This window comes from Streptomyces sp. NPDC003077, from assembly GCF_040611095.1.
GTDB lineage: Bacteria > Actinomycetota > Actinomycetes > Streptomycetales > Streptomycetaceae > Streptomyces.
Genome location: NZ_JBEXNM010000006.1, coordinates 151,790 through 166,203, shown reverse-complemented (window position 1 = coordinate 166,203; position 14,414 = coordinate 151,790). Strand labels below are relative to the sequence as shown.

The 14,414-nt window shown below is 73.0% G+C and carries 11 protein-coding genes and 1 pseudogene; 10 read left to right on the top strand and 2 right to left on the bottom strand.

The window, feature by feature from the left end:
* Window positions 1–495: 495 nt before the first annotated feature.
* Window positions 496–1,410: an HAD-IB family hydrolase gene (locus ABZX96_RS06880; RefSeq protein WP_355539030.1), complete on the bottom strand. Its 915-nt coding sequence runs from the start codon at window positions 1,408–1,410 to the stop codon at window positions 496–498.
* 441 nt (window positions 1,411–1,851) lie between these two features.
* On the opposite strand from ABZX96_RS06880, the gene ssd reads away from it, so the two are divergent.
* The 7 genes and pseudogenes from ssd to ABZX96_RS06845 form a co-directional block, all read left to right on the top strand.
* The gene (gene ssd / locus ABZX96_RS06875) at window positions 1,852–2,985 is read left to right on the top strand and encodes a septum site-determining protein Ssd (protein ID WP_355539027.1); all 1,134 of its coding nucleotides are present in this window, start codon (window positions 1,852–1,854) and stop codon (window positions 2,983–2,985) included.
* Window positions 2,986–2,996: 11 nt separating this feature from the next.
* Complete coding sequence (locus ABZX96_RS06870) at window positions 2,997–4,154, top strand: TadA family conjugal transfer-associated ATPase (protein WP_355539143.1); 1,158 nt, start codon at window positions 2,997–2,999, stop codon at window positions 4,152–4,154.
* An 8-nt stretch (window positions 4,155–4,162) separates the two neighbouring features.
* Entirely contained in the window at window positions 4,163–5,227 is a 1,065-nt protein-coding gene (locus ABZX96_RS06865) for a type II secretion system F family protein (RefSeq protein ID WP_355539024.1), read from the top strand.
* Window positions 5,217–6,017 carry a type II secretion system F family protein gene (locus ABZX96_RS06860; RefSeq protein WP_355539021.1) on the top strand — a complete coding sequence of 267 codons (801 nt, stop codon included), beginning with the start codon at window positions 5,217–5,219 and terminating at the stop codon, window positions 6,015–6,017. The genes ABZX96_RS06865 and ABZX96_RS06860 overlap by 11 nt, the downstream gene beginning before the upstream one ends.
* A 214-nt stretch (window positions 6,018–6,231) precedes the next feature.
* Complete coding sequence (locus tag ABZX96_RS06855; protein ID WP_355539018.1) at window positions 6,232–6,417, top strand: DUF4244 domain-containing protein; 186 nt, start codon at window positions 6,232–6,234, stop codon at window positions 6,415–6,417.
* Window positions 6,404–6,790 carry a TadE family type IV pilus minor pilin gene (locus ABZX96_RS06850; protein ID WP_355539015.1) on the top strand — a complete coding sequence of 129 codons (387 nt, stop codon included), beginning with the start codon at window positions 6,404–6,406 and terminating at the stop codon, window positions 6,788–6,790. Before ABZX96_RS06855 ends, ABZX96_RS06850 begins: the two co-directional genes overlap by 14 nt.
* A gap of 76 nt (window positions 6,791–6,866) precedes the next feature.
* Window positions 6,867–7,091, top strand: a pseudogene (locus ABZX96_RS06845) (Rv3654c family TadE-like protein); the annotation flags it as partial.
* Between the two features lie 323 nt (window positions 7,092–7,414).
* Here the strand turns inward: ABZX96_RS06845 and ABZX96_RS06840 are convergent.
* Complete coding sequence (locus ABZX96_RS06840) at window positions 7,415–9,862, bottom strand: DEAD/DEAH box helicase (RefSeq protein WP_355539012.1); 2,448 nt, start codon at window positions 9,860–9,862, stop codon at window positions 7,415–7,417.
* A gap of 55 nt (window positions 9,863–9,917) precedes the next feature.
* Here ABZX96_RS06840 and bldG point away from each other — a divergent pair, with 55 nt between their 5' ends.
* The 3 genes from bldG (at window position 9,918) to ABZX96_RS06825 (ending at window position 14,257) form a co-directional block, all read left to right on the top strand.
* Window positions 9,918–10,259: an anti-sigma factor antagonist BldG gene (gene bldG, locus ABZX96_RS06835; protein ID WP_046926810.1), complete on the top strand. Its 342-nt coding sequence runs from the start codon at window positions 9,918–9,920 to the stop codon at window positions 10,257–10,259.
* A 109-nt stretch (window positions 10,260–10,368) separates the two neighbouring features.
* Window positions 10,369–10,854, top strand: coding sequence for an ATP-binding protein (locus ABZX96_RS06830; protein ID WP_355539008.1), 486 nt, complete (start codon window positions 10,369–10,371; stop codon window positions 10,852–10,854).
* Window positions 10,855–11,842: 988 nt separating this feature from the next.
* Window positions 11,843–14,257: a sodium-translocating pyrophosphatase gene (locus tag ABZX96_RS06825; protein WP_355539005.1), complete on the top strand. Its 2,415-nt coding sequence runs from the start codon at window positions 11,843–11,845 to the stop codon at window positions 14,255–14,257.
* Window positions 14,258–14,414 lie beyond the last annotated feature (157 nt).

Genomic DNA, 14,414 nt, shown 5'->3' with positions numbered 1-14,414 from the left:
CATTTACGCGGTGACGCCGCCCCATTAGGAGCCGGAAGCAAATAAAAAGATCGGTGCGCGATCCGGTACGTGCGGGAAGTGCTCGTCCGGACGAACGCACCGCTCACGCGTCCATTGGCGACCGGCCTGAAGAGATGCCCGCGAATCCGGGCGAAAAGGTGCGGCGGCACCCGTCTCCACTGGTACCGCCGCTGGCATGTCCGCCGGGTTACCAGGCGTGCTCCGTAGTGCCGATCAGGTCGGAGAACTTTGTCCGCCACTTGGTCGGCTGGCCCGTAATCGACGGGTCGGCGTCGCGTGGGTGCCCGGCATTCATGCTTCGGTCCGTGGGGCCTTGTTGCGCTGAAGGTGATCCTCTCGGATGTCCTTGGTCTCGCGGGCCGTTAATTCCTTTGTACTCCTGATGCGGGGTAAGCGGAACCCCTGGCCGCAGATCACCGGGCGGCCTATGGGGAATGCGTTCGCGCCGGCCTCCGGGGAGGCCGGCGCCGCCGTTCAGGCCCGGGCCACCCGGTCGGTTCCGGCCACCCGGCCATAGGGCGGGCGGCGCCGGCTGGCGTACCAGATGAGACCGGCGGTGGCGGCGGCGCCCACGGCGGCGGCGGTGGCCAGCGCGGTACGGGACGGCAGGGAGAGGGACGGCATGGACAGCGAGGGCAGCCGCTGCCGGAGCCGCACCGGGCGGCTGAAGGACAGCACGGGCCAGTCGCGGGCGGCGGCCTCCTTCCGCAGGGCGCGGTCGGGGTTGACGGCGAACGGGTGGCCGACCGATTCGAGCATCGGGACGTCGGTGGCGGAATCGCTGTAGGCGTAGCAACGGTCCAGGTCATAGCCCTCGCTGGCGGCGAGCTCCCTTATGGCCTCCGCCTTGGTCGGCCCGTACGCGTAGTACTCGACCTCGCCGGTGAACCGGCCGTCGGGGCCGACGACCATCCGGGTGGCGACGACCCGGTCGGCGCCGAGCAGCGCGCCGATCGGCTCGACGACCTCGGCCCCCGAGGTGGAGACGATCACCACGTCGCGCCCGGCGGCGTGGTGGTCCTCGATGAGGGACGCCGCCTCGTCGTAGATGATCGGATCGATGAGCTCGTGCAGCGCCTCGGCGACGATTTCCCTGACCTGGGCTACGTCCCAGCCCCGGCAGAGCGAGGACAGGTACTCGCGCATCCGCTCCATCTGGTCGTGGTCCGCGCCGCCCGCGAGGAAGACGAACTGGGCGTACGCGGTACGCAGCACGGCGCGTCGATTGATCAAGCCGCCTTGGTAGAACGACTTACTGAAGGCCAGGGTGCTCGACTTGGCAATGACCGTCTTGTCCAGGTCGAAGAAGGCAGCCGCGCGCGCGGTCGAGTGTGGCGACGAGTGGGGTCCGTTACGGTTTTCCACGAGCCGAGCATAGGCGCCCACCATTCGGCGTAAGGTGTGGCGCGTGGGTTTGCCTGAGAAGGCTCTCGGGTACACCATGGAAGTCACGGATCGTTCGCGACCGTGCTAACCCGGCCCGACTCCTCCCCCCCCGAGTCGGCCGTGGGGACGACCCCCGCTCTCCCCCCCGGCGGGGGTCGTCGCATGTCCGGACGCATTTTCAGCGCTCCGGACCGGTTTCCACGCCTCTTGATCGCCGCCTTCGGCGCAGGCTCGCTGTCGCCGCCGTTCGTCACGGTCGGTAGCCGATTCGCTGCTCTAAGGGAGTCGGTACCCGTTCACCGGGATAGGTGACGGAGATATTCACAAGCCGCGAGTTGTCCCCAGTTTTGGACCAAGATCCACGGGATTTTCCGGATCGCCGCACGGTGAAAGTCCGCGGAGTTCCGCGGATGTGTGAGTTGTGTAGCGATAGGGGGACGGAACGTGTCCGGAACGAAGACATCCGACCGGTCATCCGGAGAAGACGCGGAACGCGGCGGACCGCTCGTCATCACCGAGGACGAAGAACTTCTCGACGACCTTCTGAAACTCTGCGCGGCCGCCGGTGCGACGCCCGAGGTCGCGCACGGCGCGCCGGTCCGGCGGGACGGGTGGACGGCCGCCCCTCTGGTGCTCGTCGGCTCCGACTGCGCGGCCCGGCTGTGCGGGGTCGTCCGGCGGCCGGGCGTGGTGCTCATCGGGCGGGACGCCGACGACGCGCGGGTGTGGCAACTGGCCGTGGGCATCGGGGCGGACCAGGTGGTGGTGCTCCCGGACGGCGAGAGCTGGCTCGTCGACCGGATCGCCGACGCGGCCGAGGGAAGCGGCCCCGCGGCCGTCACGGTGGGCGTGATCGGCGGCCGGGGCGGCGCCGGGGCCAGCACGCTCGCCTGCGCCCTGGCCCTCGTGGCGGCCCGCACGGGACGGCGGACGATGCTGGTCGACGCCGACCCCCTGGGTGGCGGGCTGGACGTCCTCCTGGGCGGCGAGAAGGAGAAGGGCCTGCGCTGGCCCGCCTTCGCCGAGTCGCGGGGGCGGGTGGCCGGTGGCGCCCTGGCCGAGGCGCTGCCGTGCCTGCACTCCTTGAGGGTGCTCAGCTGGGACCGGGGCGACGCGGTGACGATCCCGGCACCCGCCATGCGCGCCGTCCTGGCGGCGGCGCGCCGACGCGGCGGGGTCGTGGTGGTGGACTTGCCGCGCCGGGTGGACGAGGCGGTGGTGGAGGCGCTCGCCCAGACCGATCTGGGCCTGCTGGTCGTGCCCGCCGAACTGCGGGCCGTCGCGGCGGCGCGGCGGGTGGCCTCGGGCGTCCACATGGCGCTGCACGACCTGCGGGTGGTGGCGCGCGCCGGTCCCGGCGCCACGCTGACGGACGAGGAGATCGCCCGCCTGCTGCGCCTCCCGCTGGCCGGTGAACTGCCCTGGGAGCACGGCCTGCCGGACGCGTCGGCGGGCGGCGCGCCGCCCGGGGCGAGCGCGCGGGGGCCCCTGGCCCGGTTCTGCACGGCCTTCTGGGAGCGCGTCCTGCCCATGGGAAGCGCACCGCCTCCCGGAAGCGGCAAAGGGGGTGCCCTGTGATGGCCGAGGGCATGGGCCCGGCCCTCCTGGACGCCGTACGCAGGCGGCTCGCCCGTACGGGGATGGAACCGACCCCCGCACGCGTCGCCGTGGCCCTGCGGCAGGAAGGGCGCCTGCTCGGTGACGCGGAGGTGCTGCGGGTGGTGGCCGCGCTGCGCTCGGAGATGATCGGCAGCGGCCCGCTGGAGCCGCTGCTGACGGCGCCGGACGTGACGGACGTGCTGGTCACGGCGCCCGACGAGGTCTGGGTGGACCGGGGCGGAGGGCTGGAACGCACGGCCGTCCGCTTCCCGGACGAGGCGGCCGTGCGCCGGCTGGCGCGGCGACTGGCCATGGTGGCGGGCCGCCGGCTGGATGATGCCCGCCCCTGGGTGGACGGCCGGCTGCCGGACGGCACGCGCCTGCACGCGGTGCTGCCGCCGGTGGCGGTCGGCGGGACGTGCCTGTCACTGCGGGTCTCGCGCCCGCGCGCCTTCACCCTCGCCGAACTGTCGGCGGCCGGGACGCTCCCTCCGGGTGGGGAGGGGCTGCTGCGCACCATCGTCGACGCCCGGTTGTCGTTCCTGATCAGCGGGGGCGCGGGCACGGGCAAGACCACGCTCCTGAACACCTTGCTGGGGCTGGTCGGCCCCGGCGAACGGATCGTCCTGGCCGAGGACTCGACGGAGCTGAGGCCGGACCACCCCCACGTGGTGCGGCTGGAGGCCCGGCCGCCGAACCAGGAGGGAACGGGGCTGGTCACCCTCCGGGACCTGGTGCGGCAGGCACTGCGGATGCGGCCCGACCGGCTGGTGGTGGGCGAGGTGCGCGGCCCCGAGGTCACGGACCTGCTGGCCGCGCTGAATACGGGCCACGAGGGCGGTTGCGGCACTGTCCATGCCAACGCCGCGGGCGACGTCCCGGCCCGCCTGGAGGCGCTGGGCTCGACGGCCGGGCTCGATCGGGCCGCACTGCACAGCCAGTTGGCGGCGGGGCTGTCGGTGGTGCTGCACCTCGTACGCGCACGGAACGGCCGGCGGCGGCTCGCCCAACTGGACGTGCTGGACCGGGACCGGGACGGCTTCGTGATGACGGTACCGGCCGTGGTGTGGGGCCCGGACGGGTTCCGCAAAGCGGACGGCTGGGACCGGTTGGCGCGGCTGTGCGAGCGGGGAGGCGGTGCCGGATGAGCGGCGGAGTGCCACTCGGGAGCCTGCCGGTGTGGGCGGCGGTGCTGTGCGCGGGCGCGGCGGTGTGGCTGCTCGGGGGCGGCGACGGAGGGACCCGGCGGGCCCGCCTGCTCCTCGCGGGCGGCGAGGCGGGGACACCACCCGGGGCGCCGGGGCCGTTGGGGGCGGGGTGGCCGCCGTGGTGGCGCCGGGCCCGCGCGTGGGCCGGGGAGTTGCGGGGCGCCGGGGCGGGGCGGTGGCTGTGGGGTCTGCCGCTGGTCCTCGGGGCTGGGATCGGGCTTGTGGGGCGGTCGGTGCTGCCGGTGGTCTTCGGGGCGGCGGCCATGGTGTGGGCGTGGCGGCGCTTGCGCGTACGGGAGCGTGAGCGGGGCCGAGAGCGGGTGGCCGGGGCCGTCATCGAGCTGTGCGACGCGGTGGCGGGCGAGCTGCGGGCCGGGCGGCTGCCGGGCCAGGCGCTCGGGGCCGGGGTGACGTCGGGGTTCGGGGAGGCGGGGGCCGCCGTGCTGGCGGCGGCGCGGTTCGGCGGGGACGTCCCCCGGGCGCTGCGCGCGGCGGCCCGGCTGCCGGGCGCGGAAGGGCTCGCGGGTGTCGCCGCTTGCTGGCAGGTTGCGGTGGAGGGCGGCGCCGGGCTGGCCTCCGGCCTCGAACGCGTCGCCTCCGGCCTGCGCGCCCAGCGCGACCAACAGGACGAGCTGCGCGCCCAATTGGCGGGCCCCCGGGCCACGGCACTGATGCTCGCCCTGCTCCCGGTCGGCGGCCTCCTGCTGGGCAGCGCCCTGGGCGCCGATCCCCTCCGGATCCTGCTGCACACACCGGCCGGGTGGGCGTGCCTGGTGGTCGGGGGGCTGCTGGAGGCGGCCGGACTGGCGTGGACGGCGCGCATCGTGGCGGGGGCGCTGCCGGTGGGTGTGAGGGAGGCCGTGCCGACGGGAGGGGGCTCGTCCCCTCCTATGTCCTCCGTTGCGGCGGGCCTCTGGCGGCCGGTGCATGGCGCGGAGGCCGCCTGGCCTGGTGAGCCGGATGACGTGCCGTGTACGGACACGGCCTGCGGGGTGAACGCCGATGAGCGCTGACGTTGTCCACAGGCTGGGGATGGCGGTGCCGGTGGCCGCGGTCGTGGTGTGCGTCCTGTCGGCCATCCACGAGATGCGGGCGAGACGCTCGGTCCGGCGCCGGGCGGCGGCCCTTGGAGGCAGCCCTGTCCGGGACATCACCCCACTACGCCGCCGCCGTGGCGCCCGGCCGGGGCGCGTCGGCCACACGGTACGGGCATGGGCTACGCCGATCACCGCAGGCTGCGCGACGACGCTCCTGATCGGTGGCGCGACCGGCCTCGCCCTCGGACTCGCCGTCGCCTACGGAGTCCGGCAAGGGCAGCGGCGGGCCCGAACGACGGCGTCCCGAAGCGCCGACGAGACAGCCGTACGCGCGGAGTTGGCCGCGGCGGCCGACCTGCTCGCCGCCTGCCTGGCGGCCGGTGCCGGACCACGGGAGTCGGCCGAGGCCGTGGGCCGCTCCCTGGACGGCGCGATCGGAGCACGACTCCGCCAGGTGGCGGCGGAACTCCGCCTCGGTGGCGACCCGGCCACGGCATGGCGGCCATTGGCCGACGTGCCCGGGGCGAAGGGGCTGGCGCGCCGCATGGAACGGGCCGGGACATCCGGATCACCGGCTGCCGAAGGCGTCAGCCGCACCGCCGCCGAACTCCGCGCCGAGTCCGGCCGCGCCGCCACCCAACGGGCCCGCCGCGCCGGAGTGCTCGTCACGCTCCCTCTCGCGGCGTGCTTCCTGCCGGCCTTCCTGACGGTCGGGCTGGCACCCGTACTGATCGGCCTGGCGGAGGGGCTACTGGCGAGCCGATGACTGGGCCTGGAGGGCCGCTGAACGAGCCAGTCGGCCGCGCGCCAACCGGCAAGCGGCAAGCAACAAGCGCCAACCGGCAAGCGAGACGGGCCAGGCCGACGACATGAGTGAGAAGCCGACCCACAAGACGGGGCCAGGCGAACGAGGCCAGGCGAACGAGGCCAGGCGAACGAGGTAAAGGCAAACAAAACGAACGGGAAAGGAGAAGGGACCGATGATCCTTCGATGGTTCACGAGGTTGCGGACGGCGGCGGACCGGGGCATGGCCACGGCCGAGTACGCCATGGGCACGCTCGCGGCCTGCGCGCTGGCGGCGGTGCTGTACAAGGTCGTCACGGGCGGCTCCGTCCGCGCGGCGCTGCAATCGCTCATCGAGAAGGCCCTCCATGTCCCGGCATGAGAGAGGGCTTTCCCGCAGAGGCCCGCTGCCGGCTCGCGACGCGGGGTTCGTGACCGCTGAGGCAGCGGTGGTCGCGCCGACGCTGGTGCTGTTCACGGCGGTGCTCCTGTGGGGCCTGATGGCCGCCTGCGCGCAGATCCAGTGTGTGGACGCGGCACGCGCCGGGGCCCGCGCGGCGGCGCGCGGGGAGCCGCCCGGCTCCACCCTGGCGGTGACGCGGGACGCCGCTCCGCGCGGCGCGCGGGTGGCCCTCACCCGGCGAGCGGACCTCGTGCGCGTACGGGTGGAGGTGGCGGCGCCCGGGGCGTCCGTGGCAGCGCTGACCCTCAGAGGGGAGGCGACGGCTCTTGCGGAGGAAACGGTGGGGGGATGAGAGAGCCGCCGCGTTCTGGGGCGATGAGGGATCCGCCACGGTCGGGGGCGATGAGGGCTCCGCCACGGTCTGGGCGGTGTTCGCGGCACTGGCGTCATGCGTGGTGTTCGCGGCGGTGCTGGCGGTGGGCCAGGCCGTGCTGGCCCGCCACCGTGCCGCGGGTGCGGCCGATCTGGCGGCGCTGGCCGCCGCGGACCGGGCCGCGCACGGCCCGGAGGCCGCCTGCGCCGGGGCGCGCCGGATCGCGGCGGACCAGGGGGTGCGGCTGACGCGGTGCGGGGTGGCCTCGGAGGTGGCCGATGTGGCGACGGAGGCGCGCGCGGGGCCCTTCACGGCCCGCGCCCGCTCCCGGGCCGGTCCATCGGAGGCCGACGCCGTTCCCGGCGATGCCGCGACCGTCCCTGCCGAGGTGGAAGCTGCCTTGGCCAGGGCAGCGTCCGTCCCCGCCGAAAACCCGACCGTCCCCACCGAGGTGGAAGCCACCCCGGCCAAGGCAGCGTCCGTGTCCGTGTCCGACGGGAACGAAACCCTCCCGGCGAAGCCCGCCCCGGGCGAATCCGCCCCGGCCGAAACCACGACCACCCCGGCCCCACCCGGCAGACACCCCACCGGAAACCGGGACCACTACCTCCCGGAAACAGGCGCGCCCTTGAGGAGTTCGCCCAGCAGGCGGATGGCGCCGCGCTTGTGCAGCGGATCGTTGCCGTTGCCGCACTTGGGTGACTGGATGCACGACGGGCACCCGGCCTCGCACTCGCAGGACGCGATGGCCCGGCGGGTGGCGGACAGCCACTCCGCGGCGGTGTGGAACGCCCGCTCGGCGAACCCGGCGCCACCCGGGTGGCCGTCGTACACGAAGACGGTGGGCAGGAGGGTGTCCGGGTGCAGCGGGATGGAGACGCCGCCGATGTCCCAGCGGTCGCAGGTGGCGAAGAGCGGCAGCATCCCGATGGAGGCGTGCTCGGCGGCGTGCAGGGCGCCGCCCAGTTGCTCGGGATTGACGCGGGCGGCGTCGAGCTGGTCCTCGGTGACCGTCCACCACACGGCCCGCGTGCGCAGCGTGCGGGGCGGCAGGTCGAGTTTGGTCTCGCCCAGCACCTCGCCGGTGATGAGCTTGCGCCGCAGGAAGGAGACGACCTGATTGGTGACCTCGACGGACCCGAAGCACAGCCGCGAGTCCCCCCAGGGGATCTCGGTGTCCGTCTCCAGGATGGAGATGGCGGTGGTGTCCCGGGCGGTCGTGGAGTACGGCGGATTGGCCTCTTGGACGAGCGCCACGTCGTCCTCCAGGTCCAGGTGCTCCACCAGATAGGTGCGGCCCTGGTGGAGGTGGACGGCGCCCTCGTGGACGGTGGTGTGGGCGGCGCCCGCGTCCACGGTGCCCAGCAGCCGGCCGGTCGCGGACTCGACGACCTGCACGGGGGCGCCGCCCCGGCCGCGGATGTCGGCGAGGTCGGCGGCCCGCTCGCGGCGCGTCCAGTACCAGGCGCGAGCGCGGCGCCGCAGCAGCTTCCGCGCCTCCAGCTGCGGCAGCACGTCCGCGACCGCCGGGCCGAAAAGGGCGAAATCGTCCTCCACCAGCGGCAGTTCCGCCGCCGCCGCGCAGAGGTGGGGCGCGAGGACGTACGGGTTGTCGGGGTCCAGGACAGTGGTCTCCACCGGCTGGGAGAAGAGGGCTTCGGGGTGGTGGACGAGGTAGGTGTCCAGCGGGTCGTCGCGGGCGACGAGAACGGCCAGCGCGCCCTGGCCTGAGCGGCCGGCGCGCCCGGCCTGCTGCCACAGCGAGGCGCGCGTCCCCGGGTAGCCGGCGATGACCACGGCGTCCAGCCCGGAGACGTCCACGCCCAGCTCCAGGGCGGTGGTCGCGGCCAGGCCGAGCAGTTCACCGGAGTGGAGGGCACCCTCCAGCGCCCGGCGTTCCTCGGGGAGGTATCCGCCCCGGTAGGCGGCCACGCGGGAGGGGAGGGAGCGGTCGACGTCGGCGAGGTGTTCCTGGGCGATCACCGCGATCAGTTCGGCGGCCCGGCGCGAGCGGACGAACGCCACCGAGCGCACGTCCTGGACGACGAGGTCCGTCAGCAGGTCGGCGGCCTCGGCGGTGGCGGTGCGGCGCACCGGGGCGCCCTGCTCGCCGTGCAGTTCGGTGAGTGGGGGCTCCCACAGGGCGAAGACCAGCTCGCCCCGGGGCGAGGTGTCCTCGGTGATCTCCACGACGGGCACCCCGGTCAGGCGGGTGGCGGCCGTCCCCGGTTCGGCGGCGGTGGCGGAGGCGAGGAGGAAGACGGGTTCGGAGCCGTAGCGCGCGCAGACGCGGCGCAGGCGGCGTATGACCTGGGCGACGTGCGAGCCGAAGACGCCCCGGTAGGCGTGGCACTCGTCGATGACGACATAGCGCAGGGCGCGCAGGAAGGAGGACCAGCGGGCGTGGGCGGGGAGGATGCCGGTGTGCAGCATGTCGGGGTTCGTCAACACGTAGTTGCCGTACTGGCGTACCCACTCGCGTTCCTCCATCGGAGTGTCGCCGTCGTACACGGCCGCCCGTATGGCGGTACCCAGCGGCGCGGCGAGGGCGCGGACGGCGCGCCGCTGATCGGCGGCGAGCGCCTTGGTGGGGGCCAGGTACAGGGCCGTGGCACCCCGTCCGTTGGGCGCTTCGGAGCCGTCCAGGAGGGTGGAGAGGACCGGCGCCAGATACGCGAGGGACTTGCCCGAGGCGGTGCCGGTGGCGACGACGACCGACTCGCCGTCCAGCGCGTGTTCGGACGTGCGGGCCTGGTGGGCCCACAGGTGCTCGATTCCGGTGGCTTGGATGGCGTCGATCACTTCCGGGCGGATCCGTGCCGGCCAGTCCGCATGGCGGCCGATGCGCGGGGGCAAGTGCTCCGTATGAGTGATGCGCGTAGCGCGCGTCGCCCCTCGGGTGAGACGGTTCAACACCGTACGTGGTGAGGGGGGCACGCGCGCGTCCGGCGGGAGCTGATTGGAGGCCATCGACACCGAGTGTGTCACCGGTGAGACGGACAATGCTGACAAGGCGTCGTGCGCGCCTGCTGGTAAGTGATTGAATGCCATCGCGGCTGCCGATCCATGGGGGGCGACCGCTCGATAGCAAGGTGCTGGAGGATCCGTGGACCTGTCCCTGTCGACCCGGACCGTTGGCGACCGTACGGTCGTCGAGGTCGGTGGCGAGATTGATGTATACACCGCGCCCAAGCTGCGGGAGCAGCTGGTCGAGCTTGTGAACGACGGAAGCTACCACCTGGTGGTCGACATGGAGCGTGTCGACTTCCTCGATTCCACCGGGCTCGGCGTGCTGGTGGGCGGGCTCAAGCGGGTGCGTGCCCATGAGGGTTCGCTGCGCCTGGTCTGCAACCAGGAGCGCATCCTGAAGATCTTCCGTATCACCGGACTGACCAAGGTGTTCCCGATTCACACCTCGGTCGACGAAGCCGTCTCGGCGACGGACTGACGGCCCACCGGTGCCCTGTGGCTGAGACACGGGGCTGGAAGCAGTGGGGGGACCCGGACCTGGCCGTCCGGCCCCCTGCGTTGCACGCCCGCATACCGAGGGGGATGGCATGACCACCGTCGAACTTCGTTTCAGTGCGCTTCCGGAGCACGTCCGGACCGCGCGCCTGGTCGCCGCTGCCGTGGCGAGGCGGGCGGGCGTGGACGAAGCCGTGCTGGACGAGGTGCGACTCGCCGTCGGAGAGGCGTGCACCCGCGCCGTGGGCCTGCACCGCAGCAACGCGGTCACCGCCCCCGTGCGCGTCGTCCTGATCGAGGACGAGAAGAAGTTCTCCATCGAGGTGGGTGACGAGGTGCCCTCCGGCGCGGCAGCACCCGCCGGGCGGGTGCCCGGCGCCCGGACCACGGACGGTGACGGCTCGCCGCTCACCGGCACGGGGCCCGCGCCGGAGGCCGTGGACGGTCTCGACGGTGACGACGAGATGGGCCTCGCGGTGATCAGTGGACTGGTTGACGACTTCGAGGTGCTGGCCGGTGAGACCGGTGGCGTCATCCGTATGAGCTGGCCGACGGCACCCGCGCCGGCTCTCCCCTAGCCCCCCAGGCGGCGGTCACCGACCTGCGTCGTGGCCCCGCCGGACGCGCGGACCCGCGCCCGCTTCGGCCGTTGACGGCCGGGGCGGGCGTTCGTTTTGTGTGGGGTCTCTTGGCGGCGGGTGATCGGGCGCCGGCTCCGAAGGCGCGGGTCCGGTGGGATCCCCGGCTCCCGGAGGCTCGGTAACCCGGAGCGGGGGCTTGGTCGTCGCGGTCGGCCGGGAGTGCCGGGAGCGCGGAGTTGGCTGGGTCGTGTCGTTCTTTTAGGCGTGGCCGGAACCGCGGGTGTGCGGCCTCGCGGTTCGGGGGGGGCCGTGCTCGGGCGCCGCCGCGTCTCCGTCGGGCCCGTCCGCGTGCCTGCCGCTGCCCCGGCCGTCCCCGGGTGGCCCGGCGACGCGCGTGCTGCCCCGGCCGTCCCCGGGTGGCCCGGCGACGCGCGTGCTGCCCCGGCCGTCCCCGGGTGGCCCAGCGACACGCCCGGCCATAAGGAACCGGTGCTCGGGACCCTTTCGGCCGAACGGCGCGGCGGCTACGCGGGTGGCGGTTCGTGGGAGCGTCGGCCGTACGGGTGCCGGTACTTTTCCAGCGGTTCGGGCGGGCATTGCCGTACCGCCTTCGGTACTTGGTTGGGTGCGGGCGGTGTCCGGGGTGCCGGACGTCGCGGGGGCCGGTGGCGCGAGCGCGTGAGGCGTTTCGGGGCCGGGTGCGCGGGGGCGCGGGCAAAGCGGGAAATGTCCGCGGAACGCACGTGAGCAGGGGTGTTCAGTAAGACGCTGAGATCATCGGTGGAGTCGTCAGCGAATTACGCGCATTCCTTCGTCCGAGGGAATTATCGCCACCTCGGCCTATTGATCTTCGCGGTTGCGGGCGAATTCCGATTGGGGCGTACTGTTTTGATCTCGTGCGGCTCCTTACAATCCGTCCACACCTTTGCTCAGTACGCCTGAGCGTGCTTCCGCGCGCCCATGTGCCAAACGTCAAGGAGGACGAATGGCGGGGCCTTACACCCCTCAGTTGCTGGACACCCCCTCACATCTGGCCGAGCCGTCGCTGACGGCCGGCAACCGCGGCATTGTGCTGGTGATCGCCGTGGTGGCGTTGGCGGCGCTGGCGCTCGCGGCCGTCCTCGTGCGGCAAGTGCTCGCGGCCGGTGAGGGTACCGACAGCATGAAGAAGATCGCAGCGGCGGTGCAGGAAGGAGCCAATGCCTATCTCGCCCGGCAGTTGCGCACGCTCGGCGTATTCGCCGTCGTGGTGTTCTTCCTGCTCATGCTGCTGCCGGCGGACAACTGGACGCAGCGCGCCGGGCGCAGCGTCTTTTTCTTGATCGGCGCCGCATTCTCCGCGGCCACCGGGTATATCGGCATGTGGCTGGCGGTGCGCAGCAATGTTCGGGTGGCTGCCGCCGCCCGCGCGGCCGTTTCCGGGGCCGGTGAAAGCGATCTCGCGGAATCCGGTCGGCGGGGCGGAGCGAAAACCGCCGCGCACACGGCCATGAAGATCGCTTTTCGTACGGGCGGCGTGGTCGGCATGTTCACCGTGGGGCTCGGCCTTTTGGGCGCGTCCTGTGTGGTGCTCGTCTACACGGTGGACGCCCCGAAGGTGCTGGAGGGCTTCGGGCTCGGTGCCGCGCTGATCGCCATGTTCATGCGGGTCGGCGGCGGCATCTTCACCAAGGCCGCGGACGTCGGCGCCGACCTCGTCGGCAAGGTGGAGCAGGGCATCCCCGAGGACGACCCGCGCAACGCCGCCACCATCGCGGACAACGTGGGCGACAACGTCGGGGACTGCGCGGGCATGGCGGCCGACCTGTTCGAGTCCTACGCGGTGACCCTGGTCGCCGCGCTCATCCTGGGCACGGCGGCCTTCGGGAACTCCGGGCTGGCCTTCCCGCTCCTGGTGCCGGCCATCGGCGTGCTGACCGCGATGATCGGCATCTTCGTCGTCGCGCCGCGCGCCTCGGACCGCAGCGGCATGACGGCGATCAACCGCGGGTTCTTCATCTCCGCCGGGATCTCGGTCGTCCTGGTCGCCGTCGCGGTCTTCACCTACCTGCCGTCCTCCTACGCGGACCTGAAGGGCGTCACCGACCCGGCCATCCTCGGGCACGAGGGGGACCCGCGGATGCTGGCACTGGTGGCCGTCGCGATCGGCATCGTGCTCGCCGCGCTCATCCAGCAGCTGACCGGCTACTTCACCGAGACCAGCCGCAGGCCCGTCAGGGACATCGGCAAGACCTCGCTGACCGGGCCCGCCACCGTGGTGCTGTCCGGGATCTCCATCGGGCTGGAGTCGGCCGTCTACTCGGCCGTGCTGATCGGCCTGTCCGTGTACGGGGCGTTCCTGCTGGGCGGGGCGTCCGTCATGCTCGCGCTGTTCGCCGTGGCGCTGGCGGGCACCGGCCTGCTGACCACCGTCGGCGTCATCGTGGCCATGGACACCTTCGGTCCAGTCTCCGACAACGCGCAGGGCATCGCGGAGATGTCCGGGGACGTCACGGGCGACGGCGCGCAGGTGCTCACCGACCTGGACGCCGTGGGGAACACCACCAAGGCCATCACCAAGGGGATCGCCATCGCGACCGCCGTCCTGGCCGCCGCGGCGCTCTTCGGCTCGTACCGCGACGCCATCGCCACCGCCGTGCGGGAGGTGGGGCAGGCGGCCAGTGGCATGGGGCTGAGCCTGGACATCTCGCAGCCCAACAACCTGGTGGGCCTGGTGCTCGGCGCCTCGGTCGTCTTCCTCTTCTCGGGGCTGGCCATCAACGCGGTGTCCCGGTCGGCGGGCGCCGTGGTCTTCGAGGTGCGGCGGCAGTTCCGGGAGCACCCCGGGATCATGGACTACACGGAGAAGCCGGAATACGGCCGTGTGGTGGACATCTGCACCAAGGACGCGCTGCGCGAGCTGGCCACCCCGGGGCTGCTGGCGGTGCTCACCCCGATCGCCGTGGGGTTCTCGCTGGGGGTGGGCGCGCTCGGTTCCTTCCTGGCGGGCGCGATCGGCACCGGCACCCTGATGGCGGTGTTCCTCGCGAACTCCGGCGGTGCCTGGGACAACGCCAAGAAGCTGGTCGAGGACGGCCACCACGGCGGCAAGGGCAGTGAGGCGCACGCCGCGACGGTCATCGGGGACACGGTGGGCGACCCGTTCAAGGACACCGCGGGCCCGGCCATCAACCCGTTGCTCAAGGTCATGAACCTGGTGGCGCTGCTGATCGCGCCGGCCGTGGTGAAGTTCTCCTACGGGGCGGACAAGAACCTCGGCATCCGGATCGCGGTCGCCGTGCTGGCCGTCGTCGTCATCGTCGGCGCGGTGTACGTGTCCAAGCGGCGCGGCATCGTGATGGGTGACGAGGACAATCCCGGCAAGGTGTCACAGGCGCCCGACCCCGCGGTGGTGTCCTGACCGGACAGCGGCGACGGGCCCTCGACGGGCGGGTGGACGGCTTGGTGCGAACGGCCGTCCACCCGCCCGTTTTCCGTGCCCGGACGGTCTCGCTGAACGGCGGTTCACTTGCCCGTTTTCCGTGCCCGGACGGTTTCGCTGAACGGCGGTCTCCCCG

Bases quoted from the DNA above. Each gene is read 5' to 3' on its own strand.
- ABZX96_RS06880 (WP_355539030.1), bottom strand. From the start codon at position 1,410: ATGGTGGGCGCCTATGCTCGGCTCGTGGAAAACCGTAACGGACCCCAC.
- ABZX96_RS06870 (WP_355539143.1), top strand. From the start codon at position 2,997: ATGGGCCCGGCCCTCCTGGACGCCGTACGCAGGCGGCTCGCCCGTACG.
- ABZX96_RS06860 (WP_355539021.1), top strand. From the start codon at position 5,217: ATGAGCGCTGACGTTGTCCACAGGCTGGGGATGGCGGTGCCGGTGGCC.
- ABZX96_RS06855 (WP_355539018.1), top strand. From the start codon at position 6,232: ATGATCCTTCGATGGTTCACGAGGTTGCGGACGGCGGCGGACCGGGGC.
- ABZX96_RS06850 (WP_355539015.1), top strand. From the start codon at position 6,404: ATGTCCCGGCATGAGAGAGGGCTTTCCCGCAGAGGCCCGCTGCCGGCT.
- ABZX96_RS06840 (WP_355539012.1), bottom strand. From the start codon at position 9,862: ATGGCATTCAATCACTTACCAGCAGGCGCGCACGACGCCTTGTCAGCA.
- ABZX96_RS06830 (WP_355539008.1), top strand. From the start codon at position 10,369: ATGACCACCGTCGAACTTCGTTTCAGTGCGCTTCCGGAGCACGTCCGG.
- ABZX96_RS06825 (WP_355539005.1), top strand. From the start codon at position 11,843: ATGGCGGGGCCTTACACCCCTCAGTTGCTGGACACCCCCTCACATCTG.